This is a genomic window from Tsukamurella sp. NPDC003166 (assembly GCF_040611135.1).
Taxonomy (GTDB): Bacteria; Actinomycetota; Actinomycetes; order Mycobacteriales; family Mycobacteriaceae; genus Tsukamurella.
In genome coordinates this window covers 58758-82928 of record NZ_JBEXNL010000021.1, presented here as the reverse complement: position 1 = coordinate 82928, position 24171 = coordinate 58758, and the positions used below count along the sequence as shown (strand labels likewise).

At 70.3% G+C, this 24171-nt stretch carries 19 protein-coding genes, 1 tRNA gene and 1 pseudogene; 10 read left to right on the top strand and 11 right to left on the bottom strand.

From position 1 onward, the window contains the following. Positions 1-228: 228 nt before the first annotated feature. Positions 229-1541 (bottom strand): annotated as a pseudogene (locus tag ABZX10_RS19760) (alanine/glycine:cation symporter family protein). A 309-nt stretch (positions 1542-1850) separates the two neighbouring features. On the opposite strand from ABZX10_RS19760, the gene ABZX10_RS19755 reads away from it, so the two are divergent. The 3 genes from ABZX10_RS19755 (at position 1851) to ABZX10_RS19745 (ending at position 6147) form a co-directional block, all read left to right on the top strand. Beyond that, positions 1851-2621 (top strand): SDR family oxidoreductase, encoded by a 771-nt coding sequence (locus ABZX10_RS19755; RefSeq protein WP_355543861.1) that lies wholly within the window; start codon positions 1851-1853, stop codon positions 2619-2621. 45 nt (positions 2622-2666) lie between these two features. Beyond that, on the top strand, positions 2667-4307 hold the full coding sequence (locus ABZX10_RS19750; protein WP_355543858.1) for a long-chain fatty acid--CoA ligase: 1641 nt from the start codon (positions 2667-2669) through the stop codon (positions 4305-4307). A 253-nt stretch (positions 4308-4560) separates the two neighbouring features. Beyond that, complete coding sequence (locus tag ABZX10_RS19745; protein WP_355543855.1) at positions 4561-6147, top strand: molybdopterin-dependent oxidoreductase; 1587 nt, start codon at positions 4561-4563, stop codon at positions 6145-6147. A 15-nt stretch (positions 6148-6162) separates the two neighbouring features. On the opposite strand, the gene glsA is transcribed toward ABZX10_RS19745, so the two are convergent. Then, positions 6163-7431: a glutaminase A gene (gene glsA, locus ABZX10_RS19740; RefSeq protein ID WP_355543852.1), complete on the bottom strand. Its 1269-nt coding sequence runs from the start codon at positions 7429-7431 to the stop codon at positions 6163-6165. A 156-nt stretch (positions 7432-7587) separates the two neighbouring features. On the opposite strand from glsA, the gene ABZX10_RS19735 reads away from it, so the two are divergent. Together ABZX10_RS19735 and ABZX10_RS19730 are read left to right on the top strand one after the other, a co-directional pair. Beyond that, the gene (locus tag ABZX10_RS19735) at positions 7588-8973 is read left to right on the top strand and encodes an aspartate aminotransferase family protein (protein ID WP_355543849.1); all 1386 of its coding nucleotides are present in this window, start codon (positions 7588-7590) and stop codon (positions 8971-8973) included. Between the two features lie 43 nt (positions 8974-9016). Continuing rightward, positions 9017-9508 carry an SRPBCC family protein gene (locus ABZX10_RS19730; protein WP_355543846.1) on the top strand — a complete coding sequence of 164 codons (492 nt, stop codon included), beginning with the start codon at positions 9017-9019 and terminating at the stop codon, positions 9506-9508. 34 nt (positions 9509-9542) lie between these two features. Here ABZX10_RS19730 and ABZX10_RS19725 read toward each other — a convergent pair whose 3' ends face one another. Together ABZX10_RS19725 and ABZX10_RS19720 are read right to left on the bottom strand one after the other, a co-directional pair. After that, positions 9543-10364: an S-methyl-5'-thioadenosine phosphorylase gene (locus ABZX10_RS19725; protein ID WP_355543843.1), complete on the bottom strand. Its 822-nt coding sequence runs from the start codon at positions 10362-10364 to the stop codon at positions 9543-9545. Beyond that, positions 10361-10684 carry a hypothetical protein gene (locus ABZX10_RS19720; RefSeq protein WP_355543840.1) on the bottom strand — a complete coding sequence of 108 codons (324 nt, stop codon included), beginning with the start codon at positions 10682-10684 and terminating at the stop codon, positions 10361-10363. The genes ABZX10_RS19725 and ABZX10_RS19720 overlap by 4 nt, the downstream gene beginning before the upstream one ends. A 76-nt stretch (positions 10685-10760) precedes the next feature. Here ABZX10_RS19720 and ABZX10_RS19715 point away from each other — a divergent pair, with 76 nt between their 5' ends. Continuing rightward, positions 10761-11132 (top strand): PLD nuclease N-terminal domain-containing protein, encoded by a 372-nt coding sequence (locus ABZX10_RS19715; RefSeq protein ID WP_355543837.1) that lies wholly within the window; start codon positions 10761-10763, stop codon positions 11130-11132. 44 nt (positions 11133-11176) lie between these two features. After that, a complete protein-coding gene (locus ABZX10_RS19710) occupies positions 11177-12019 on the top strand; it encodes a hypothetical protein (RefSeq protein ID WP_355543834.1) in 843 nt (280 codons plus the stop codon). A gap of 11 nt (positions 12020-12030) precedes the next feature. On the opposite strand, the gene ABZX10_RS19705 is transcribed toward ABZX10_RS19710, so the two are convergent. Then, positions 12031-12104, bottom strand: a tRNA-Gly gene (locus ABZX10_RS19705). A gap of 77 nt (positions 12105-12181) precedes the next feature. Further along, positions 12182-13543, bottom strand: a complete 1362-nt coding sequence (locus ABZX10_RS19700) for an amino acid permease (protein WP_355543831.1) — start codon at positions 13541-13543, stop codon at positions 12182-12184. Positions 13544-13609: 66 nt separating this feature from the next. Here ABZX10_RS19700 and dcd point away from each other — a divergent pair, with 66 nt between their 5' ends. After that, complete coding sequence (gene dcd / locus ABZX10_RS19695) at positions 13610-14176, top strand: dCTP deaminase (RefSeq protein WP_355543828.1); 567 nt, start codon at positions 13610-13612, stop codon at positions 14174-14176. Positions 14177-14233: 57 nt separating this feature from the next. On the opposite strand, the gene ABZX10_RS19690 is transcribed toward dcd, so the two are convergent. The 3 genes from ABZX10_RS19690 to ABZX10_RS19680 are packed head-to-tail and all read right to left on the bottom strand — an operon-like array spanning position 14234 to position 18451. Continuing rightward, positions 14234-16063: a YibE/F family protein gene (locus tag ABZX10_RS19690; protein ID WP_355543825.1), complete on the bottom strand. Its 1830-nt coding sequence runs from the start codon at positions 16061-16063 to the stop codon at positions 14234-14236. A gap of 9 nt (positions 16064-16072) precedes the next feature. After that, positions 16073-17329 carry a pyridoxal phosphate-dependent aminotransferase gene (locus ABZX10_RS19685; RefSeq protein WP_355543822.1) on the bottom strand — a complete coding sequence of 419 codons (1257 nt, stop codon included), beginning with the start codon at positions 17327-17329 and terminating at the stop codon, positions 16073-16075. A gap of 33 nt (positions 17330-17362) precedes the next feature. After that, positions 17363-18451 carry an ABC transporter permease gene (locus ABZX10_RS19680; RefSeq protein ID WP_355543819.1) on the bottom strand — a complete coding sequence of 363 codons (1089 nt, stop codon included), beginning with the start codon at positions 18449-18451 and terminating at the stop codon, positions 17363-17365. Between the two features lie 99 nt (positions 18452-18550). On the opposite strand from ABZX10_RS19680, the gene ABZX10_RS19675 reads away from it, so the two are divergent. Beyond that, positions 18551-19132, top strand: coding sequence for a TetR family transcriptional regulator (locus ABZX10_RS19675; protein ID WP_355543816.1), 582 nt, complete (start codon positions 18551-18553; stop codon positions 19130-19132). A gap of 74 nt (positions 19133-19206) precedes the next feature. On the opposite strand, the gene ABZX10_RS19670 is transcribed toward ABZX10_RS19675, so the two are convergent. Together ABZX10_RS19670 and ABZX10_RS19665 are read right to left on the bottom strand one after the other, a co-directional pair. Further along, positions 19207-19887: a hypothetical protein gene (locus ABZX10_RS19670; RefSeq protein WP_355543813.1), complete on the bottom strand. Its 681-nt coding sequence runs from the start codon at positions 19885-19887 to the stop codon at positions 19207-19209. 46 nt (positions 19888-19933) lie between these two features. Beyond that, a complete protein-coding gene (locus tag ABZX10_RS19665) occupies positions 19934-23137 on the bottom strand; it encodes a (Fe-S)-binding protein (RefSeq protein ID WP_355543810.1) in 3204 nt (1067 codons plus the stop codon). A 209-nt stretch (positions 23138-23346) separates the two neighbouring features. Between ABZX10_RS19665 and ABZX10_RS19660 the strand changes: the two genes are divergently transcribed. Further along, positions 23347-23868: an ElyC/SanA/YdcF family protein gene (locus ABZX10_RS19660; RefSeq protein WP_355543807.1), complete on the top strand. Its 522-nt coding sequence runs from the start codon at positions 23347-23349 to the stop codon at positions 23866-23868. Positions 23869-24171: the final 303 nt, after the last annotated feature.

The following is a 24171-nucleotide window of genomic DNA, read 5'->3' as shown; positions in this document are numbered from 1 at the left end:
CGCCTTCAACTCAGCCGGATACCGATTCGATGTGCTCCCTGCCATGACTCCAACCTTCCAACATTCGGAGTCTCCGGACTACCCGGGGCGGTTCACCCCACCGTCGTGTGAGGAGCGGGCGAGCCGTATGGCGAGACTTCTGCCGCCAACCTCCGGTGATGTGTCCCAGAAGCGGTGGTTTCTGGGACAGGGGCAGTGTGGCCATCGACGGGTCTGCTGAGTCGCCAATCAGCGGGCGGTGATGGTCGCCTCGTCGACGGGGTCCCACACATCACCCGGGAGGTCGCCGGGGAGGTTCGGGTTGCCGCGGCCGACGAACCGGTCGTCCACGCCGCGCTTGGTCATCGCGTCGTAGTCCCGCAGCGCGCCGAAGGCCCACTTGCCGAGCAGGGCGATCGCGATCAGGTTCACCGTGGCCATGAGCGCCATCGCCACGTCGGCGAGCATCCAGACGGTGTCGAGCTCGGCGAGGGTGCCGACGCCGACGGCGGCGAGGACGAGGGTCGGCAGGACGCGCAGGCGCTGCCCCTCTAGGCCGAGGAAGTTGACGTTGATCTCGGCGTACGAGTAGTTGCCGATGATCGACGAGAACGCGAAGACGAAGACCAGCAGGGCCATCGGCACCGTCGTCCAGGTACCGAGGACGGCCGAGATCGAGTCCTGTGTGAGGACGGCGCCGCCGGACTCCGGCGTCGTTCCCGGCGCGCAGATCCCGGAGACCAGCACGATGAAGGCGGTCGCGGTGCACACGACGATGGTGTCGACGAAGACGCCGAACGACTGGATCAGGCCCTGCTTCACTGGATGCGAGACGGTGGCGGTCGCCGCGGTGTTGGGCGCGCTGCCCATGCCGGCCTCGTTCGAGAACAGGCCGCGCTTCACGCCGTTGAGCAGGGCGGCCAGGATGCCGCCGGCGGTGCTGGCGAGGGCCTCGTCGAGCCCGAACGCCCCGGCCACGATCTGCCGGATCACCTCGGGGAAGGCGGTGATGTTGAGGGCCACGATCACCAGCGCGATGGCGACGTAGATCAGCGCCATGACGGGCAGGATCACCTCGGCGACCCTCGCGATCCGTCGCACCCCGCCGTAGAGGATCGGTGCCGTGATCACCATGAGGCCCACGCGATCCACGCACTGTCGACGTGGAATGTGGCGGCGAGGGAGCCGCCGATGGTGTTGGCCTGCACCATGTTGAAGGCGAAACCGAAGGCGAAGATCAGCAGCACGGCGAAGACCATGCCCCACCGACGCGAGCCGAGTCCGCGCTGGATGTAGTACGCCGGTCCGCCGCGGAAGCTGCCGTCGGCGTTGCGCACCTTGAACATCTGCGCGAGCGTCGCCTCGACGAACGCCGTCGCCATGCCGACCAGCGCCACGACCCACATCCAGAACACCGCGCCCGGGCCGCCGAGGACGAGCGCAACGCTCACGCCCGCGATGTTGCCGGTGCCCACGCGCGAGGCGAGGCCCACGCAGAACGCCTGGAACGACGAGATGCCGCCCTCGGCGTCCGAGCGGGACGAGCCGATCGCGCGGATCATCTTGGGCAGCAGTCGGACCTGGACGAACCGGGTGCGGATCGTCATGTAGGCGCCGACGCCCAGCAGCAGGTAGATCAGCACGTAGTTCTACAGGTTCGTGCTGAGCCAACCGATGCCGGCGTTGACGTGGTCGAAGAGCGAGGTCATCCGTTCCTCTCGTGGAGCGTGCGGTGAAACGATGGTTTCACGCGCGCGACGGCGGCACCGTCGAACCACCCGAACGCGGGCCGAGGGCCGGTACGCACCGCTAATTGAGTGCTGTTCAGTAGGGGGTTTACGGAGGCCTGACCAGCGGGTAGGTTAGGGCGCATGCCATCGATCTTCATCTCCGGCGGTGCTTCCGGCATCGGCCGGGCCACTGCCCTGCGCTTCCTGTCCGAGGGGTGGACGGTGGGCGTCTACGACGTCAACGAGGTCGCGCTCGCGGAGCTGCGGTCGGCGCACCCGGAGATCGTGACCGGCACGCTCGACGTGACCGATTACGACCAGTGGGAGGCCGCGCTCGCGGACTTCACGCAGCACACGGGCGGCGGCCTGACGGTGCTCGACAACAACGCGGGCGTGCTCTTCGGTGGCGACCTCGAGGAGATCACGCCGCAGCAGATCAAGCTGCAGATCGACATCGACGCGCTCGGCGTGACCTACGGCGCGAAGGCGGCGCTGCCCTACCTCAAGGGGCAGCCGGACGCGCACCTGGTGAACATCAGCTCGGCCTCGGCGATCTACGGCCAGCCCGGCATCGCGACGTACAGTGCCGCCAAGTTCTACGTCTCCGGCTTCACCGAGGCGCTGGAGCTGGAGTGGGAGAAGCACGGCATCCGCGTCGTCGCGATCTGGCCGCTGTGGGCGAAGACGGCGCTCGCCGAGACCGACGCCAAGAGCACGCGCACCCTCGGCGTGAACATCACGCCCGAGGAGGTCGCCGAGCAGGTGTGGAACTCCGTGCACCCGGGGATCCAGGTGCCCTTCCTGCCCCGGATCCACTATTCCGTCGGAACCCTGACCACGCTGCTGTCCAATTCGAGTAAATTCGCCCCGAGGTCGGTCGTGCGGCTGATCAACCAGATCACCAGCCAGTAGTACCCGCCGGCTGCATTTCCCATCCGAGAAGGAGTCTCCACCACCGTGATTGCGACCACCATGCAGGACGGCGAGCTGACGATCGCTCGTCTCGTCGAGTACAGCCGCCGCGTCTTCCCCGAGGCGAAGATCACCACGTGGACCGGTGACGGCCTGCGCGATCTCTCCTTCGCCGAGGTCGGCGACAAGGCTGCGCAACTCGCGCATGCGTTGACCAAGCTGGGTGTGCAGCGCGGTGAGCGCGTCGCCACGTTCATGTGGAACAACAACGAGCATCAGGTGGCCTACGCCGCCGTGCCCGCGATGGGCGCCGTCCTCCACACCCTGAACCTGCGCCTCTCGCCGGAGCAGGCGGTGTTCATCATCAACCAGGCCGACGACAAGGTCATCCTCGTCGATGCCTCGGTCGCGCCACTGCTCGGCAAGTACCTCGCCGGCACCCCGAACGTGCAGCACGTCATCGTCGTGAACGGTCCGAAGGAGGCGCTCGAGGCGCCCGCGGGCATCACCGTGCACGGCTTCGACGAGCTCATCGCGGGTGAGCCGACCACGTTCGAGTGGCCCGAGATCTCGGAGCGCGACGCGGCGGTCATGTGTTACACCTCCGGCACCACGGGTGATCCGAAGGGCGTCGTGTACAGCCACCGGAGCATCTGGCTGCACTCGATGCAGGTCAACTCGAGCTCGGGCATGGCGCTCGGCAACGCCGATTCCGTGCTCGCGATCGTGCCGATGTTCCACGTCATGTCGTGGGGTCTGCCCTACGCCGCGATGATGGGCGGCATCACGCTGATCATGCCCGACCGCTTCCTGCAGCCCGAGCCGCTGCTGCAGATCCTCGACGCCACGAAGGCCACCTTCGCCGCCGCCGTGCCCACCATCTGGGCCGGTGTTGCCGCGCAGCTCGCCGCGAAGCCGCAGGACATCTCGCACCTGCGCGAGGTCGTCGTCGGCGGCGCCGCCGTGCCCCCGTCGATGATCCGCACCTTCGATCAGCTCGGCACCCGCATCGTGCACGCCTGGGGCATGACGGAGACGTCCCCGCTGGGCTCGGTCTCCCGGCCTCCGTTCGGGGTGTCCGACGATGCCGAGTTCGGCTACCGCGTCACGCAGGGCCGCTTCCCCGCGTCGGTGCAGGCCCGCCTCATCGACGACGAGGGCAACGAGCAGCCCTGGGACGGCGAGGCTTCCGGCGAGCTCGAGGTGCGCGGCCCGTGGATCACCGGCGCCTACTACTCGCCCGAGGGCAATGTCACCGATCCGTCGAAGTTCCACGACGGCTGGCTCCGCACGGGCGATGTCGCATCGATCAGCCCCGATGGGTTCATGACCATCCGCGACCGCACCAAGGACATGATCAAGACCGGCGGCGAGTGGATCAGCTCCGTCGAGCTCGAGAACACGGTCATGAGCAACCCGACCATCGCCGAGGCCGCCGTGGTGGCCGTGCCCGACGAGAAGTGGGACGAGCGTCCCTTCGTGCTGGCGGTGGTCAAGGATCCCGCCGACGCGGATGTCGAGAAGCAGCGCGCCTACCTCACGGACCTGCTGCCGAAGTGGCAGATCCCCGAGCGCTGGGCCTTCGTCGCCGAGGTCCCGAAGACCTCGGTCGGCAAGTTCGACAAGAAGCTCATCCGCGCCGAGTACGCCGACGGCACCTACCCGGTGGTCGACGCGCGCGCCTGACGCACCTTCCGCGTTCGACGGGGCCGTAATCGCCCCGCTCGTCGGCTCGGGCGCCGTCAGGGTTGCCGCTCTTGCGTGACACTCGGATTCCGGCCGTATCGGACACGCTGTCCGTATCGGTCAGAATCCGAGTGTCGTCCGCAGGTCGGTCACGTCCTGCACGGACGCAGCCGAGACGACGCGAATTCTTACGGATCGGTGAGCTGTCCGGACGATCGCCCCGGGCCGGGCTGCGAGGTGCCAATCTAGAACCGTGACGCAGACGACCGAGAGACCCGCCGCGAGCCCAGCGGCTGGTCGCGCGCCCGCGTGGGTCACCGCGCTGGCGGGCGTGCTGGCAGGCGCCGTCGGGCTGGCGGTGGCGGAACTCGTGGCGGCGGTCGTCGCGCCGGGCGCGAGCACGTTGTTCGCCGGCGGCGCGGCGGTCATCGACGCTGCCCCGCCGTGGCTCAAGGACCTCGCGGTCGAGTTCTTCGGCACCGCCGACAAGGCGGTCCTGCTCGGATCGATGGGGGCGGTGCTCGCCCTGGGCGCCGCGGCCGCCGGTCTGCTCGAGCGCCGGCGCCCGCCCTGGGGTGCAGTGTTGATCGCGGCGGTCGGGATCGTCGGGGCGATCACGGCGGCGCTGCGCCCGGACGCCACGGCTCTGTGGGCGGCGCCGAGCGTGGTGGGCATCGGCGCGGCGGTTCCGGTGCTGCGCACGTTGATCCGACGGCTGCCAGCGGCCGAGTCCGTCGACGCGTCGAAGCACGGCCGGCCGGCGGAGCCCCCGACGATGGACCGCCGCGGCTTCCTCGTGGCCTCGGGGCTCGCCGCCGGCGTCACCGTGCTGGCGCTGGCCGGCGCCCGCGTGCTGTCCGCGGGGACACGCGCCGTGCAGGCGGCTCGGGAGACGCTGCGACTGCCGGTGCCGCGCAGCCCGGCACCGTCGGTCCCGACCGGCGCCGACCTGCGGATCGGCGGCCTGACGCCCTACATCACGCCCGCCGCCGACTTCTACCGCATCGACACCGCGCTGCGCGTTCCGCAGCTCGACCCCGCGCACTGGTCGCTCGAGGTCCACGGCCTGGTCGACGCGCCCTTCACCCTCACGTGGGACGAGCTGCTCGCGCTGCCGCTCGAGGAGCACCACGCCACCCTCGCCTGCGTGAGCAACGAGGTGGGCGGCGATCTCATCGGCAACGCGCTGTGGCTCGGCTACCCGATCCGCGCGCTCCTGGAGCGGGCGAAACCGCGGGCCGGCGCCGACATGGTGCTCTCGCGCAGCCACGACGGCTTCACCGCGGGAACGCCGCTCGACGTGCTGCGCGATCCCGCCCGCACGTCGTTGCTCGCGATCGGCATGAACGGTGAGCCGCTGCCCGTGGCGCACGGCTTCCCCGCCCGGATCGTCGTGCCCGGCCTCTACGGCTACGTCTCGGCGACCAAGTGGGTCACCTCGCTCAAGGTCACCACCTTCGCCGCCGACCAGGGCTACTGGACCCCGCGGGGCTGGTCCGCGCTCGGCCCGGTCAAGGTGTCCTCGCGCATCGACGTGCCGGGCGGATCCGTCTCCGCCGGGGCGGTGACGGTGGCCGGGGTCGCCTGGGCGCAGCACACCGGGATCGGCAAGGTCGAGGTCCGCGCGGATTCCGGCCCGTGGATGCAGGCCGAGCTCGCGGACACCGTCGGTCCCGATACGTGGCGGCAGTGGCGGACGTCCCTCCCGCTGGCCCGCGGCGCGCACACCCTGGAGGTCCGCGCCACCGACGCGAACGGGCGGGTGCAGTCGGAGACGGAGGCGCCGCCCGCCCCCGACGGTGCCACCGGGTGGCACCGGGTCGTCGTCAGTGCTCGGTGAAGACGCCCGAGACCCTCAGTCCCGCAGGTGTTTCGTGCCGCACAGGCTGGACGGGTCCTCCATCACCACGCGCACGCCGTAGCCCACGTCGGAGGCGAGCTGGGTCAGGAGGTAGGCGGACACCGTCGAGATGCGGGTGACGTCGGTGAGGTCGAGGACGATGGTGCTGCCGTTGTGCGCGCGCCCGAGGCTCAGCGCCTCGTGCACGACCTCCTCCACCGCCACGAAGTCCACCTCGCCGCGCAGCCGCAGCACCGTCCGCCCGGACGACGGATCCGTGGTGACCGAGGCGACCGCGCTCACCGGGGTCATCGGCCGGTTCAGCAGGTGCAGACCGAACTCGCCGCTCATCCGCTGCAGCACCGCGACGCCGCGGCTGGAGTTGCCGGCCTCGTCGAGCGGCGGGCTGAAGACGCCGATCCCGTACTCGCCCGGCGTCGCCGCCACGATGCCGCCGCCCACCCCGGACTTGGCGGGGATGCCCACCGAGACCATCCACGCGCCGGACCGGTCGTACATGCCGCAGCCGGTCATCACGGACAGGACGTGCCGCGCGACGTCGGCACTGACGACGCGCTCCCCGGTGATCGGGTTGACGCCGCCCGCCGCGAGGGTGCCACCCATGACGGCGACGTCGTGTGCGTCCACGAGCAGCGAGCACTGCCGGAAGTACGGGTCCAGCGCGTCCTCGATGGGGACGCGCAGCGCGTCGGTCGAGCGGGCGAGCGCGGCGAGGGCGAGGTTGCGGAAGCCGGTCTCCGACTCCGACCGGTAGACGGCCTCGTCCAGCTCCAGCTCGCGGCCGGCGAAGCGGGACAGGCCCTCCCGGATCGCGGCGAAGCGCTCGGCACCGTCGGCGCCCGGGATCAGCGAGGTCGTGACGATCGCGCCCGCGTTGATGAGCGGGTTCTCCGGCCGGCCCGACGGGTCGAAGCTGATCGCGTTGAAGGCCTCGCCGCTCGGCTCGACGCCGATGCGCTGGCACACGGCCGCCACGCCCAGTTCCTCCAGCGCCAGGGCGTAGACGAAGGGCTTGCTCATCGACTGGATCGTGAAGGGCGTGCGGTAGTCGCCGGTGCCGTACGAGTGGCCGTGCACCGAGACGGCGGCGATGCCGAAGGCCTCCGGATCCGCCGTCGCCAACTGCGGGATGTAGTCGGCGACGGCGCCGGGATGATCCCCACGGCGCACGTCGTCGAGCACGCGGGCCATCGCCGCGTTGACGGGGTTGTCGGTGAACCCCGTGACGCCGCCGGGCTGCTCGTCCGTGCTCGTCTCGCTCATACCCGCCAAGCTATCCGACGGTCCGCCGCCGCGCCCGGCTCCGCGAATCGGCGGCGGGTATCGTTGCAGTCACCGTGACGTGACCAGGTGAGCAGCGCATACCCGCGGACATCGCCAGTGAAGCATTGCCGCAGACATCTTCTTGGAGTAACAGCTATGACGAACACGCTGCCCGACGGCCGGACCGTCGACGACGCCATCGCCGCAGGGGCCCGCGCCTACGAGCTCGACCGCGCCCACGTCTTCCACTCGTGGTCGGCGCAGGCGCAGATCACCCCCATGACGGTCATCGCGAGCCAGGGCTCGTACGTGTGGGACGGCGAGGGGCGCAAGCTCCTCGACTTCAGCTCGCAGATGGTCAACACCAATATCGGCCACCAGCACCCCAAGGTCGTCGCCGCCATCGCGGAGCAGGCCGCCCGGATCTGCACGATCGCGCCCCAGCACGTGAATGAATCCCGCAGCGAGGCCGCGCGGCTCATCGCCGAGCGCACCCCGGGCGACCTGAACAAGGTGTTCTTCACCAACGGCGGCGCCGACGCGGTGGAGCACGCCATCCGCATGGCCCGCGTGCACACCGGCCGCCGCAAGGTGCTCAGCCGCTACCGCAGCTACCACGGCGGCACCGAGCTCGCGATCAACGTCACCGGCGACACCCGCCGGTTCGCCAACGACTTCGGCGGCGAGTCCGTCGCCCACTTCGACGGTCCCTTCCTCTACCGGAGCTCCTTCTACGCGGAGACCGAGGAGCAGGAGAGCCGGCGCGCGCTCGAGCACCTGGAGCGCACGATCGTGCTCGAGGGCCCGAACACCATCGCCGCGATCATCCTCGAGGCCATCCCCGGTACGCCCGGCATCATGGTCCCGCCGCCCGGCTACCTGGCCGGCGTCCGCGAGTTGTGCACGAAGTACGGCATCGTCATGATCGCCGACGAGGTGATGTCGGGCTTCGGTCGCGCCGGGAAGTGGTTCGCCATCGAGCACGCCACCACCGCCGCCGGGCCCGTCGTCCCCGACCTGCTGACCTTCGCCAAGGGCTCGAACAGCGGCTACGTGCCGCTGGGCGGCGTCGCGATCAGCGGTGAGATCGCCGCCACCTTCGCCGACAAGCCCTACCCGGGCGGCCTGACCTACTCCGGCCACCCGCTGGCCACGGCGGCGGCGGTCGCGACCATCACTGCGATGGCCGAGGAGGGCATCGTCGAGAACGCCGCGACGATCGGCGAGGAGATCATCCGGCCCGCGCTGGAGGAGTTCAAGGCCAAGCACCCGTCCGTCGGCGACGTGCGCGGCGAGGGCGTCTTCTTCGCCATCGAGCTGGTGCGCGACAGGGAGACCCGTGAGCCGCTCGCGCCCTACGGCGGCAGCAGCCCGGCGATGAACGAGACCGTCGCCGCGCTGAAGAAGGGCGGCCTGCTGCCGTTCGCCAACTACAACCGGATCCACGTCGTCCCGCCGTGCAACATCTCCGCCGAGGAGGCGCGCGAGGGTCTCGCCATCATCGACGAGGCGCTGAACGTCGCGGACGCGCACACCGTCTGACCCGTCACCGCCCGACCCGTCATCCCGAGGCCGAGGAGGCCCCATGCCCGCTCTCAAGCCCGTCCTGCCCGCCGAACTGCAGGCCGGCCGTCCCGGCGTGTACGAGTTCTCCGTGCGCTCGGCGCGCCCCGTCGACTGGGTGTGGGGTGAGCTGACCTCGGACCGGCCCCTGCACTGGTGCAAGGGGATCCGCAAGATCGAGTGGACCAGCCCGCGGCCCTTCGCCGCGGGTTCCACCCGGCGGGTGCACATCGGCCCGGGCGTCAGCGCCGACGAGCTCTTCTACTCCTGGGAGGAGTCGGAGACGCTGTGCGAGAAGGCCTTCTACGTGCAGTCCGCCACGGCCCCCGGGCTGTCCCGGATGGCGGAGAAGTACCGCGTCGAGGCGCACCCCGACGGCGGCTCCGTGTTCACCTGGACGCTGCTCATCGAGCCCGTCGGTGGTGACCGGGTGATCGGCCTCAGCGCCTTCCCGGCCGGCTTGATCGTCAAGTGGCTGCAGCGCGACACCGAGCGCTACCTCGGCTCGGCGTAGCCCCGACCATCCCGGCTGACCCCGGCAGGCCCCGTCAGACCCGGACCGGACCGGCGTCGAGGCCGTCGGGGAGGTCGTGGTCACCCCGGGCGCAGTCGCACGGGGCGGCCGGGTCGACGGTGGCGATGGTCCGCGCGAGCACGTCCGTCAGGCGCGGAAGGTTCGCGCGGAACTGCGCGAGCACGTCCTCGGTGTGCACGCCCTCGCCGGCCTCGATGCCCGCGTCCAGGTCGGTGACCAGCGCGATCGAGGCGTAGCAGAGCTTCAATTCCCGGGCCAGGGCGGCCTCGGGCAGTCCGGTCATGTTCACCAGGTCCCAGCCCTGCGCCGCGTACCAGCGGCTCTCCGCGCGCGTCGAGAACCGCGGGCCCTCGATGACCACCATGGTCCCCGAGGTGCGGTCGGCTCCCGGCGCGGCGGCGGCCCGAAGGACGGGACAGTACGGATCGGCGAAACTCACGTGCACGCCGTGCCCGTCGAAGAAGGTCGTGGCCCGTCCTCCGCCCTGCGGCCCGCTCACTCCGTTCCCGGCGCCGGTCGTGCGGTCCACGAGCTGGTCCGGGACGGTGATCGTCCCGGGCCCGGCCGCCGGGTCGAGACTGCCGACGGCGCACGGCGCGAGCACCTTCGTCGCCCCGAGCCGGCGCAGTGCCCACAGGTTCGCTCGGTACGGCACGGTGTGCGGCGAGTACTCGTGGTTCCGGCCGTGCCGCGGCAGGAACGCCACCTCGCGCCCGGCGATCTCGCCCAGGGTCACCGGGGCGCTCGTCGGCCCGTACGGGGTGTCGACGGTGACCTCCTCCGTCGCGCCGGACAGGAAGCGGTAGAGCCCCGTGCCCCCGATGACGGCGATCATGCGCGGCCGCCGAGTCGGCTACGGACGGCCTCCGCGACCTCAACAGGTCTGCTCACCTCGAAGAACTGCTCCGATCCGTCGCCGAGGGTCACGCACAGCCGCTGCCGCGTCCGCTTGAACACGCCGACCACGTCCTCGACGGTGCCGGCGCCCACGATGTGCCGGAACTGGACGGCGAACGGCGTGCCGTCGAGCTTCGAGGCGAGCCCGGCCGGGCGGAACCGCAGGTGCGTCTGCGTCAACTCCAGGTGCCCGCGAACGGCGCCGGAGCGCTTCCCGATACTGAGTAGACGGGTCGCGGGCCAGCTGAGATCAGTCACGGTGACACACTATGTCGAGACCGCGTGAGGTTCGCGGTAGCATCTGTTATCCGTTTTCCTATGGTGGGAGTTTGAGATGCCGTACTTCGGTGCGATCGTGATGCTGCTGTGGGTAGCGGCGCTCGTCGACGTGATCGCCTCGGACGAGTTCCGGGTGCGCCACCTGCCCAAGGTCGGTTGGCTGATCATCGTGATCATCATCCCCTTCGCGGGTTCGTTGATCTGGTTCCTGATGGGCCGGCCCGTGGGCGGCGGCGGGCGGGGCGGCGCACCGTCGCGCACGGCGGGGTTCCCCGAGTACGAACGCCCGGGACGCCACATCGCCCAGTACGCCGACGATGACGACGAGTTCCTCCGGCAGTGCCGCGAGCGGGCCGAACAGCAGCGTCGCCGCGCGAAGGAACTGGACGCGCGCAACCCGTCCGACGCGCCCGAGGACAAGGACTGAACGCCGGCCCGCCCCGCCGGTTGGGAGAGATCTACCGATCCGCGGTGGGCGTGATCCGCGCGAATCCCACGCCCACGCTGGTGCTGGCCGCGGTGTCGGTCGGCACCATCGCCGGCCTCGGAGTGCTCGCGCGCCTGCCGCTGCTCAGCGGTGAACGGGTCGCGCCCGACGCGGACCGCGACATCCGTCAGGTGGTCGTGACGCTCGGTTTCTACCCGGCGAGCACGATGCTGGTGACGCTGGTCTGGATGCTCGCCAGCGTCGGCGTCACGGCGATCGGGTCCATCGTGGCCCACCGGTACGCCACGGACCGCACGACCTCCCTGCGACGCGCGTGGGCCGACGCGCGCCCGCGGCTCGCTGCAGCGGTCGGGCTCGGCGTGCTCGATGTCGTCGTCGTCCTCACGCCGATCGTGTTCGCCGCCGCGGCCGCGATCGGTCTCGCGGTCCGGACGGGTCCGGACGTCGCGCGGTTCACGACGACGGTGCTCTTCACGCTCGCGGGGCTCGCTGTGCTCGCGGTGCTCCCGACGCTGGTGATCGCGGGGCCGATGCTCGTGATCGAGAAGCTGCGGCCCGTCGACGCGCTGTGGCGTGCCGCAGCCCTGCAGCGCACGGGTTACTGGCGGCTGTGGCGCCGGGTGATCTGCACGTACCTGGTGCTCACCGTGGTCTCGACCCTGGTCGCGCTGCCGTTCTCCCTCGCCGCCAACGCGACGCGCCCCGCGGACGGCGACGTGGCCGCGCAGACGCTTGCGAGCCTGTTGTTCTCGACCAGCGGGTGGGTGCTCGGCCAGATCGTGGTGCTGCCCTTCCTCATTGTGACGAACGCACTGCTGTACAGCGATCAGCGGCTGCGGGCCCAGGCCGCCGGTGTGACGCCGTAGCGGAGGAACTGTGGAGCCGATGACGGGAATCGAACCCGCGCTACCTGCTTGGGAAGCAGGAGTTCTACCATTGAACTACATCGGCAGTCGCGGCACCGTCGTCCGACGGAGCCGCGCGTACTGGCAACACTAGCACGGCGCACCGTCGGACCACGGGACCGGTCAGGGCTTCGCGGACGCGCGCGGGACCACCCACAGGCGGTACGCGACGAGGAGCGCCGCGAGCCACACGAAGCCCACCACGAGCGCGACGAGGGTGTCGTGCTCGAAGGCCATGAGCACGGTCACGAACAGCAGGAATCCGATGGCGAACAACTGCCCGTAGGGCCACAGCGGCACGGGGAAGCGCAGCTGCGCGACCTCCTCGGCGGGGAGCGAGACCCGCTGGCGGTACTGGGAGGCCAGGATCATCAGCCACACGAAGACCGTCGCGAAGGTGGCGATCGAGGCGATCACCACGAACACGTTCTCGGGGATCAGGTAGTTGAGCAGCACACCCACGAGCAGCGCGCCGGTCATGATCACCACGGTCATCCAGGGCACGCCGTTCGCGGTCGTGCGCCGCATGATCGCGGGCGCCTGCCCCTGCTGGGCCATGCCGAACATCATCCGGCCGGCACCGAAGATGTCGCTGTTGATCGCCGACAGCGCGGCGGTGATCACCACGACGTTGAGCACGTGCGCCGCGGGCGCCACACCGAGGGCCTGGAAGATCTGCACGAACGGGCTGGACTCGCTGCTGATCTGCGTCCAGGGGATGACGGCCATGATCACCGCCAGTGCGAGGACGTAGAACAGCCCGATCCGCACCGGCACAGTGTTGATCGCCTTCGGGATCGTCCGCTCCGGATCCTCGGCCTCCGCCGCGGTGAGGCCGATGATCTCCGAGCCGCCGAAGGCGAACACGACGAGCACGAAGCAGCTCAGGAAGCCGCCGAAACCGGTCGCGAAGAAGCCGCCGTGCGCGTACAGATTGCTCACGCCCTGACCGGTGTCGTGCAGGCCGAAACCGAAGATCAGCACCGCGACGCCGCCGGCGATCATGGCGACGATCGCCGCGATCTTGACCAGCGTCAGCCAGAACTCGACCTCGCCGAACACACGCACCCGCAGCAGGTTCAGCGCGGCGATGAAGAAGATCACCGCGAGCACCCAGATCCACTTCGGCACGTGCGGGAACCAGGTGCCCATGTAGACCGCGAACGCCGTGACGTCCGCGATGCACACGAAGACCATCTCGAAGACGTACATCCAGCCGGTGACGAAACCCGCCCCCGGGCCAAGCGCAGACGAGGCGTAGTCGCCGAACGAGCCCTGCGGCCGGCGCACCGCCATCTCGCCGAGGGCCCGCAGCACGAGGTAGATCACCACGCCGCCGATGAGGTAGGCGAGCAGGACCGCAGGGCCGGCCGCCCGGATCGCGGCGGCGGAGCCGTAGAACAGGCCCGTCCCGATCGCCGAGCCGAGCGCGATGAACCGGATGTGCCGCGCGGTGAGTCCGCGGCGGAGGGGAGAGTCGGTCACGAAGAGGCAGTATCCCCGATCCGGGGTGCACTCTCGCGCACCGCCGCCCTGCCCTACGCTGAACCCGTGCTGCTCTCCGATCGCGACATCCGCGCCCACGTGGAATCCGGCCGCCTGGGGATCGACCCGTTCGACCCGCAGATGGTGCAGCCGTCCAGCGTGGATGTGCGGCTCGACGGCCTGTTCCGGGTGTTCAACAACACCCGCTACACGCACATCGACCCCAAGCAGCGGCAGGACGAGCTGACCTCGCTGGTCGAGCCCGCTGAGGGTGAGCCCTTCGTGCTGCACCCCGGCGAGTTCGTCCTCGGCTCCACGCTCGAGGTCTGTTCGCTGCCCGACGACCTGGCGGGCCGCCTCGAGGGCAAGTCCTCACTCGGCCGGCTGGGCCTGCTCACCCACTCGACCGCCGGTTTCATCGACCCGGGCTTCTCCGGCCACATCACGCTGGAGCTGTCCAATGTCGCGAACCTGCCGATCACGCTGTGGCCGGGCATGAAGATCGGCCAGCTGTGCCTGTTCCGTCTCACCAGCCCCGCGGAGAACCCGTACGGCAGCTCGGCTGTGGGCTCGAAGTACCAGGGCCAGCGCGGCCCGACCCCGTCGAAGGCGTACCTGAACTTCCAGAGCTGATTCCGCGGTCGGTTTCCGACGGATACCGCAGGAAACCGACCGCAGTCGCGGGCCCGGTCAGTCCGCGGAGTGCCTGCCCCGGCGGCGCGGCACCTGCGGATCCTGCTGCGGCGGGACGGACGGCGGGTCCGGCAGCACCGGTGGGCGCGGCTGCGGGCGCGGGGGAGCGGGGATCGGCTCGTCCGGCAGCCGTCGGCGGCCGGACCCCGGCGCCTCGGGCGCCTGCTGCTGAACCGGACGCGGAGCCGGGCTCTGCGCCGGAACCCGCCGGGTCGGGTTCTGCGCCGGACCGGGCTGCGGGCGCACCGTCGGGTCCGAGGGACGCAGGACGGGCAGGTGACCGGTCTCGGGGCTCGACGGTCCGCCGTCGTCCGGATCCGCCTCCGCGGCGGCCTGGGCCGCCGCGGTCGCGGCCCCGTCGAGGTTCTGCGTGGCCGCCGCCGTCGACCGGGTGGTGCGACGCTCCCGGACGCGGATCTCCGACGGGTCGGTATCGGGGTGGCTCTCGGTGTACCGCTTGGCGGCCTCCGCGCTGACGGCGGCCCGCTTGGGCTTCGCCAGCAGCACCGCGATCGCGGTGGTCAGCGGCACGGACAGCGCCAGGCCGATGCCGCCGACGAACGCGCGGACCAACTCGATCGCCACGGAATCGGACGTGAGGACCTCACCCAGCGGCCGGCCCGCGATGGAGAACAGCAGGAGCAGCGGCAGCGCGGTGCCGACGTAGGCGAACACGAGTGTGTACACGGTCGAGGCGATGTGGTCGCGGCCGACGCGCATGGCCGCGAGGAAGGTCCGGCGCCGCGAGGACTTGGGCGAGAGCTTCGCCAGCTCGAAGGTCGCCGAGGCCTGGGTGATGGTCACGTCGTTGAGCACGCCCAGGGCGCCGATGATGAAGCCGGCCAGCAGGATGCCGGAGATGGACACGGTGGTCGCGTACGCCTGCAGGTTCGTCGAGTCCTCATTGCTCAGGCCCGTGACCTGCGTGGTCAGGGTTGCCAGCCACGCGAGCACGCCGCACACGGCCAGCGCGCACAGCGTGCCCAGCAGCGCCGCCGAGGTTCTCAGCGACACCCCGTGCGCCAGGTAGAGCACCACGTACAGGATCACCGCGGAGGCCACCATCGCGACCCACACGGCGGAGTTTCCGCCGAGGATCGAGGGCAGGGCGAACAGCACGATCACGGCGCCCGACAGCGCGAGCCCGATGAGTGCGCGCAGGCCGCGCCACTGCGCGACCGCGATGACGACCGCCGCGAAGACCAGGCCCCACACCCACAGCGACACGCCGCGCGAGTAGTCGTAGAAGGCGTAGTTCGAGGGCGAACCCGCCACACCGCCGCCGTTGGCGCTGATGAGGATCTTGGTGCCCGGCGACAGGTCGGGCTGCCCGGTGCCCGGGGTGGCCGGACGCGTGAGGTCGATGCCGGACGGCTGCCCCGACGAGCTCTGGCCCGGCACCGCGGACACGTTGGTGCGCTGCGTGCCGATCGAGAACATCGTCCACTTGCCCGAGTCCGGGCCGCTGGTGATCTGCACCGAGCTGTTGAGGCAGCCACCGTCGGCGTTGAGAAGCGGATGCGGCTGCGTCTCAATGACCTGGCCGTTCCCGGCCGGCGTGAAGTCGCAGTCGCCGACCATCTGCTCCGCGACGACGCCCTTCGACAGGTTCGGCGCCTGCGGGCCGCCGGGCACGCTGACTCGCAGGTGCGACGGCCACAGCACGATCAGGCCGGCGAGGACGGCGACGCCGACGACCGCGAGCATGCCGACCACGATCCGTGAGGCCCATTTGCCCAACGAGATGTTGGCCAGCGAATGGCTGTGCACGTGCGCGGCGGCCTCGTGCACGTCGTCGTGGGCGTCGTGATCGTGGTCGGCTGTCACGCCGCCACCCTACTTCTGCTTGTACGAACTCAGGAAGTTGCCGAACCGATCGAGCGCCTCGGCCAGGTCACGGGCCCAGGGGAGCGTCACAACGCGCAGGTGGTCGGGCGTGGGCCAGTTGAAGCCGGTGCCCTGGACCAACAGGATCTTCTCCTGGTTGAGCAGGTCGAGGACCATCTGCTCGTCGTCGCGGATCTCGTGGACGTTGGGGTCCAGCTTGGGGAAGGCGTACAGCGCGCCCTGGGGCTTGACGCAGCTCACGCCGTCGATGGCGTTGAGCTTCTCGTAGGCCACGTCGCGCTGTTCCAGCAGCCGCCCGCCGGGCAGGATCAGGTCGTTGATCGACTGGTAGCCGCCGAGCGCCACCTGGATCGCGTGCTGCGCGGGGACGTTGGGGCACAGGCGGGTCGACGCCAGGAGGGTCAGGCCCTCGATGAAGCCGGAGGCGTGGTCCTTGGGGCCCGTCAGCACCATCCAGCCGGCGCGGTAGCCGCACACGCGGTACGCCTTGGACAGGCCGTTGAACGTGCACACCAGCAGATCCGGGGCTAGCTCGGCGATGGAGATGTGCTGCGCGCCGTCGTAGAGGATGCGGTCGTAGATCTCGTCGGCGAGGACGAGGAGCGAGTGCTTGCGCGCCACCTCGACGATCTGCTGCAGCGTCTCGCGCGAGTAGACGGCGCCCGTCGGGTTGTTCGGGTTGATCACGACGATCGCCTTGGTGCGCGGTGTGATCTTCGCCTCGATGTCCTCGACCGACGGGTTCCAGCCGTTGTCCTCGTCGCACAGGTAGTGCACGGGGGTGCCGCCGGAGAGCGACGTCATGGCGGTCCACAGCGGGTAGTCGGGCGCGGGGATGAGCACCTCGTCGCCGTTGTTCAGCAGGGCCTGCAGCGTCATGGTGATCAGCTCGGAGACGCCGTTACCGAGGTAGACGTCGCCGATGTCGAAGTACGGGAAGTCCTGGACCTCCTCGTAGCGGGTCACCACGGCCCGTCGGGCGGAGGCGATGCCCTGCGACTCGCTGTAGCCCTGCGAGGTGGGCAGCGCGTGGATCATGTCGCGGACGATGGAGTCCGGCGCCTCGAAGCCGAAGCTGGCCGGGTTGCCGATGTTCAGCTTGAGGATGCGGTGCCCCTGCGCCTCGAGTCGAGCCGCCTGTGCCACCACGGGGCCACGGATCTCGTACAGCACGTTCTGCAGCTTGGCGGACTGCTCGAGCGGCTTGAGTTCGGTGCGGATGTGGGGCACATGCGGTCGGCTCATGGGTTATATCGTCGCAGGCTGCAGCAAATCCATTTATTGGGGCACGGCACTGACCGGGGTCGCGGCGGTGACGATCGCCGGCGTGGCCGCGGAATTCGTCACCTCGCCCTTGTCCGACGGTGCGCCGCTGGTCGCGCCCTGCGCCGATGCGTGGCTCGCGCCACGGTGCTTCGCCGCGCCGATCACGAGCAGGGCGTAGCCCACGACGATCCAGGCGCCCAGCACCGCGAACGCCGCGCCGGCCCCGGCGCCGACCAGGGAACCGTCGGCGAAGAAGCCCGCGCTGCGCAGCGCGGTGCCCGTCGCGCCGATCGGCAGGCTCTGGCCGAGGACCGCCCAGACGTGCGGCAGGAACTCCGGCGGGGCGCCGATTCCGGCGAGCGGCATCCCGACCAGCATGAACAGCAGTGCCGCGGGCGCGATGCCCTTGGTGCCGAGCAAGGAGACCAGGCCGGCCACCGTCGCGCCGATGGCGAGCATGCCCGCACTCATCGCGAGCCACTGGGCCTGGAAGCCGCCGGGCAGGACGCCGATCCACATCGCCGCGCCCACCGCGGCTGCGCCCACGACCGCCGCGCCGATGGGCAGGGCCACGGCGACGATCTTCGGGTGGCCGCCGATCATCACGGTGGCCAGCGCCAGCACCATCCCCGAAAGGAAGACCGGCATCACGATGGAGCCGAAGCCGGCCCCGCGCGGATCGTCGGCCGACAGCGGCGCCACCTCGACGGTCTGGACCTTCTGGCCCTGCGCCGCGGCCGTGGCGAGCTGGGTGATCATCGGCGCGACCGCGGGGGAGGCGCCGCTCGCGACGACGGCCGTGGTCCGCGCGCCCGACGTGGCCGGACTCGCGGGCACGATGCCGCCGTAGACCTTGCGGTCCTTCGCGGCCTGCACCAGGTCGGCTTCGGTGCCGTAGGAGTGCACCTCGAACCCGCCCGGCTGCTGCGCGTCGAGCTTCTGCTGCAGCTGCGCGGCGGCGGCCTGCGGCCCGACGACGCCGATCGGCAGGTCGTGCGGCTTGCCGTGCGACGCGGGGCCGGTGAACAGCAGGACGATGAGCGGGATGGCGATGGCCAGCCCGGCGAACACCGCGGCCAGCTTGGCGTGGGACTTGCTCATGAGAGCCTCCGAGAACATTTCAACGAGTGATGAAACCGAGCTTACGACCGCCCCGCAGAAGAAGTCAACACGTGTTGAAATACTGCTACGATCGACGCCATGGCATCGGGTAGACGGGCGGGCACCAGCACGGCGAAGGCCGATATCCTCGAGGCGGCGCGCGTGCGTTTCGGCGAGTCGGGCTACGACCGGACCACCATCCGGGCGATCGCGGCCGACGCCGGGGTCGACGTGGCTCTGGTCTCGTATTACTTCGGGAACAAGGCCGGGCTGTTCCGGGAAGTCATGAGCCTGCCGATCGACCCGACGGCCGTGTTCGGCGCCGCCTTCGAGGGACCGCGTGCCCAGCTCGGGGAGAGGCTGGTCCGCGCGGGTCTCAGCATCTGGGAGGGCGAGGAAACGGCGGCGGCGGTGCAGGCGGTGCTCCGCGCCGCCGTGTCGGTCGAGGACGGCCGCAGCAGCATCTTCGGCGAGTTCGTGGCCCACGAGATCTTGCCACTGCTCACCCAGAAGGCGCAGGTGTCGATCGAGGTGGGGCGCGTGGTGGCCAGCACCCTGTTCGGGCTCGCCTTCATGCGCTACCTGGTGGCCTCGCCCATCTACACGGCGCCGTCGCGCGAGGAGCTGGCGCGGTCCTACGGCGGCGCGATCCAGCGGATCATCGACGCCGAAGCCTCGTGAAAACGGCCGAATCCGGCGTCACGAGCCTTCGGAGGAGCTCGTAGCGCCGGATGCGGCCGTCTTCACGACTGACGTCAGTCGGTGCGACCGGGCGGGTCGACGATCCCGATGACCTCCACGACCTCACCCGGCACGTCCGGGGTCGACCCTGCCGGCAGGGCAGGGCCCGACGGCGTCGGCGGGACCGGCTCGTCGTCACCGAGGTTGTGGAAGGCGCGCCCCAGCTCCTCGGAGACGTTGATGATCCGCGCCTTCTTGACCTCGGGCTTGTCGATCTCCTCGGCCACGTACTGCGCGATGAACCGCCGGATCTCCGCATCCACGCTGGCCACGACCCGCACGATCGAGCCGCGGATCGTCCGTGACTCGACGTCGACCCACACGTCCTTGGGCTTGGGTGGGTCGACCTCGATGCGCAGCTCCAGCGGCGCGGCGGCGCGCACCGTGAGCGGCAGCGTGATCAGGCCGGCCACGTCGTAGCGGATCCGGTCGACCTTGAGGTCGATGAGCAGGCCGATGCGCAGCGGGATCTTCACCGTGAAGGTGATGAGCTCGCCCACCTGGCGGGTGAGCTGCGGCTCATCGATCTCCACCTGCGCCCACACCTTCGCCATCCCACCGGGGCCCGACGGGATCGGGCCCACGGTGAAATCGCCGCCGGCGATGTCGGCGAACGCGGAGCCGACGCGCTCCTCGTTCACGGCGATCTCGAAGAAGCGCCGCCCGAACTCCTCGTAACTCACGTACTCAGGCACGGGACCATCCTGCCCTATCGGTTGATAGCGATTCGCTCGGAGTCGATCACTTCCGGCCGCCGGGACGCTTCGCGCCCGCGGCGATCCCGAAGCCCTTGGCCTTGGACTCGCCCTCCGTCGTCAGCGTCCGGTCGTTCCCGCCCGACGGTGCCGGGCTCGCGGGGGCGTCCTGAACTGCGGTTTCCGGGGCCGACGGTGCGCCGTCCGCGGGAGCCTCCGCGGCGGGGGCCGGGGCCGCGGGAGCCTCCGGTGCCGGGGCGGGCTCAGCCGGAGCAGGTGCCGCGGCCCGAGGGGCGCCGGGCTTCTTGGCGCCCGGTCGCTTGGCGCCGGCGGCGATGCCGAACCCCGCCGCCTTGGACTCGCCCGCGGTCTTCAGCGTGCGATCCTCGGCCGGAGCCGCGGGTGCTTCGGTCGCGGGTGCTTCGGTCGCGGGAGCTTCGGCCGAGGGGGCGGCGGCAGCGGGGGCCCCCGCCGGTGCGGCCGCGGGCTTGGGCGCCCCGGGCTTCTTGGCGCCCGGTCGCTTGGCCCCGCCGGCGATACCGAGCCCGACCGCGGGCTTCGCGGGCGCTGCCGGCGCTTCGGCCGCCGGAGCGGTCTCGGCGGCGGGCGCAGCAGGGGCAGCAACCGGAGCGGCGCCGGGCTTCTTCGCACCGGGACGCTTGGCGCCGCCGGCCATACCCAGTCCGACCGCGGGCTTCGCGGGTGCCGCCGGTGCCTCTGCCGCAGGAGCGGCGTCAGCAGCGGGAGCGGCCGGAGCAGCAGGCTTGGGCGCGCCCGGCTTCTTCGGTCCGCCCGGGCGCTTGCCGCCACCGGCGAGGCCGAGACCGACCGCGGGCTTCGCGTCCTTCTTCTCCGCAGGTGCGGCCGGGGCGGCAGCGGGGGCCGCCGCGGCAGGCGCGGCCGCCGGAGCCGCGGCAGGGGCCTCGGCGAGGGCGGTGGCACCGTCTTTCACCTTGCGGTTCGGATTGCCGACGACGATGCCCTCGGGGAGTCCACGCTTGACGGACTCGAGGAGCATCTGCGCGACGTCGACGACCTCGGGTGCGGGGGCATCGGATTCGGCGGTCTGCGCGGTCACACCGTCGGAGAGCATCACGCGGCAGAACGGGCAGCCGGTGGCGATCTTCTTCGGAGTGGCCTCGGGCGACGACGACAGGGTGTTCAGGGCCTCGTCGACGCGATCGATGTTGATCCGCTTGCCGAGCTGCTCCTCCATCCACATGCGCGCGCCGCCGGCGCCGCAGCACATGGACCGTTCGAGGTGCCGCGGCATCTCCTTGAGGGTGGCGCCGGAGGCGCCGATGAGCTCGCGCGGGGCCTCGTAGACCTGGTTGTGCCGGCCGAGATAGCAGGGGTCGTGGTAGGTGACGTCCTCGCTCGGGGGCGCCACGGGAACGAGGCGCTTCTCGCGGACCAGCTTGTTGAGCAGCTGCGTGTGGTGCACGACCTCGTAGTCGCCGCCCACCTGCGGGTACTCGTTGCCGAGCGCGTTGAAGCAGTGGGCGCAGGTCACGACGATCTTGCGCTGTTTCTGGGGAAGACCACTGAACACTTCATCGAGCTGCTCGATGTTCTGCTGCGCCAGCATCTGGAACAGGAACTCGTTGCCCGCGCGGCGGGCGGAGTCACCCGTACAGGTCTCGCCCTGGCCGAGGACCAGGAAGTTCACGGCGGCAACGTCGAGGAGCTCGGCGACGGCCTTGGTGGTCTTCTTGGCGCGGTCCTCGAAGGCGCCGGCGCAGCCGACCCAGAAGAGGTACTCGAAGCCGTCGAAGGACTCGACGTCCTGGCCGTAGACCGGGATGTCGATGTCCATCTCGTCGATCCACGCGGTGCGCTGGCTGGGGCTCTGGCCCCAGGGGTTGCCCTTGTTCTCGAGGTTCTTGAACAGGCCGGCCAGCTCGTGCGGGAACTCCGACTCGATCAGCACCTGGTAGCGGCGCATGTCGACGATGTGGTCGACGTGCTCGATGTCGACGGGGCACTGCTCGACGCAGGCGCCGCAGGTGGTGCAGGACCACAGGACCTCGGGGTCGATGACGCCGCCCAGGGCGCCGTCCTCGCCCGCGGGACCGACCAGCGAGCGCTCGGCCTCGGCGCGGGCCTCGGCGGGGATCTTCTCCAGCGCGGCCTCGTCGACGGTGCCGTCCTTGCCGACCAGTCCGATCTGCTCGCCGGCCGGGTCCGTGCGGCCCCCGGCCAGGAGGTACGGCGCCTTGGCGTAACCGTGATCACGCAGGCCCATGATCAGCAGCTTCGGGCTCAGCGGCTTGCCGGTGTTCCACGCGGGGCACTGGCTCTGGCAGCGACCGCACTCGGTGCAGGTGGTGAAGTCCAGCCAGCCCTTCCAGGAGAAGTCCTCGATCTTGCCGGCGCCGAGGTTGTCGACGTCCGGGTCCGTGTTCTCCATGGTCAGGACCTTGCCGTTGGACACCATCGGCTTCGCGGCGCCCAGTGCGCGGCGGCTGCCCAGCTCGCGCTTGAAGTAGATGTTGAAGAACGCCGAGAAGCGGTGCCACGCGACGCCCCAGGTGAGGTTGCTGCCGACGCAGATCAGGAAGGTCACGCCCGACATCAGCTTGATGAAGGCGAAGACCGTGACCATCGCCGGGCTGTTGGGGAGCAGCTCGGCGACGTGGCGCGTGAAGAAGTCGGTGACGGGGCTGGACTCGCCGGTCATGGCGATCTTGCCGGCCTTGACCATGATCATGCCGAGGCCCTCGAACAGGACGATGGCCTCGATCGTGTACGCGGGCAGGAACTTACTGCCGGCGAAGCGCGAGAAGAGTGCGGGGTTGCGCGGGTGCTTGACCTGCCGGACCACGATCAGCACCAGGATGCCGACGAACGTCGCGATGCCGAGGATCTCGTCCACGAGGTGGTAGACGGGCCACGCGCCGATGACGGGCCAGTGGAACGACGGGTCGAAGGTCTGCGGTAGCGCCTCGAACCAGAGGACCATGCCGAGCAGGAAGCCGACCATGACGAACCAGTGGGCGATGCCCACCGTGCGGTTCTTGATCATCTTGGTGTGGGCGAGGAACTCGACCACGACCTCCGCGGCACGCGGGATGAACGGGAGCCAGCGGTCCTTCGCCGACTGTCCCTGGGCGATGATCCGCACCATGCGGAACGCGCCCCGGAAGAAGATCGCCCAGCCGACCACGAAGGCGATCGCCCCGATCGTGCCGAGGGTGATATTCAGCGGGGTGATGTCGGACTCGGCGGCGGCCAAATACGTCTGGTCCACGTCGTGCACCTTTCTGCCTCGCGGGCTGGTGACCGACTATGTTACCCGTCAGTAACATGGTCGCGAAACCACTGCGTCTGGCATAACGGTAGAACGCGGATATATGTGGTCGTGCGAGAAGGTTCACCTAACTCGCCGCTCGGTAGGGTGAACGCATGAGTTCTGCCGTCCGGGGGCGCCGAAATCCCAGCGCACGTGCGCGTTCGGTAGTGACCGGACTCACAGGAACGGGGCCGCTGTACCCGCCGGAAACCGCGCCCGCCGCCCCCGTCGCCATCGCCTTCGGCGCGTCCGTGCGGGGCGGGCGCCCGGGGTCCTTCGTCGAGGGCCGACTGGAGGCGTCGCTGCAGCTCCTGCGGCTCGGGAAGGTGGAGAAGATCCTGGTCTCCGGCAACGCCGGCGGTACGTCCGGCGACGAGATCGCCGTCATGACCGGGTGGCTGCGCGACCGGGGCGTGCCGGAATCGGCCCTGCTCACCGACGGTGCCGGCCTCGACACCTATCTCGCCTGCCGTCGTGCGCGCGACGAGTTCGGAGTGCGGCGTGTCCTGCTCGTCTCCCAGGGATTCCATGCCCGACGGGCCGCCGCCCTCGCCCGGCATCTCGGCCTCGATGCCGACGCCGTCCGCGCTTCGTGTGGATGCACGAGGCGCGCGTGGGTCCGCAATCTCGCCCGCGAGTACCTCCTGTCCCGCCCGAAGGCCGCTCTGGACATCGCCCGCAACCGCTGATGCACTTTAATCACGCGCGGGCGTAATTGACTGCATTGTCGCCGTGGCGAGTGAGCAAGGCGCCCGAGACGGGTGGGCCCAGCCATCCGCACGGCGCATGACCTGATCGCCGGAAACAGCCTCGGATCAGCGGATTCGCAGCCGTGCGTTTCTCGCATGGCTATCGGGAGAACGTGTGCCCCGGCGGCAGGATCCGGTCGGGTCCGACGGGCTCGCCGCCGAGAACCGCCCGTCGGTCTCGATCGGACGTGGTCGGAGCTCGCTGCGAAATTCGGGTGACGGCGCGCGTAGGGTGGAGTGCAT

Bases quoted from the DNA above. Each gene is read 5' to 3' on its own strand.
- ABZX10_RS19755 (WP_355543861.1), top strand. From the start codon at position 1,851: ATGCCATCGATCTTCATCTCCGGCGGTGCTTCCGGCATCGGCCGGGCC.
- glsA (WP_355543852.1), bottom strand. From the start codon at position 7,431: ATGAGCGAGACGAGCACGGACGAGCAGCCCGGCGGCGTCACGGGGTTC.
- ABZX10_RS19735 (WP_355543849.1), top strand. From the start codon at position 7,588: ATGACGAACACGCTGCCCGACGGCCGGACCGTCGACGACGCCATCGCC.
- ABZX10_RS19730 (WP_355543846.1), top strand. From the start codon at position 9,017: ATGCCCGCTCTCAAGCCCGTCCTGCCCGCCGAACTGCAGGCCGGCCGT.
- ABZX10_RS19725 (WP_355543843.1), bottom strand. From the start codon at position 10,364: ATGATCGCCGTCATCGGGGGCACGGGGCTCTACCGCTTCCTGTCCGGC.
- ABZX10_RS19715 (WP_355543837.1), top strand. From the start codon at position 10,761: ATGCCGTACTTCGGTGCGATCGTGATGCTGCTGTGGGTAGCGGCGCTC.
- ABZX10_RS19685 (WP_355543822.1), bottom strand. From the start codon at position 17,329: ATGAGCCGACCGCATGTGCCCCACATCCGCACCGAACTCAAGCCGCTC.
- ABZX10_RS19680 (WP_355543819.1), bottom strand. From the start codon at position 18,451: ATGAGCAAGTCCCACGCCAAGCTGGCCGCGGTGTTCGCCGGGCTGGCC.
- ABZX10_RS19675 (WP_355543816.1), top strand. From the start codon at position 18,551: ATGGCATCGGGTAGACGGGCGGGCACCAGCACGGCGAAGGCCGATATC.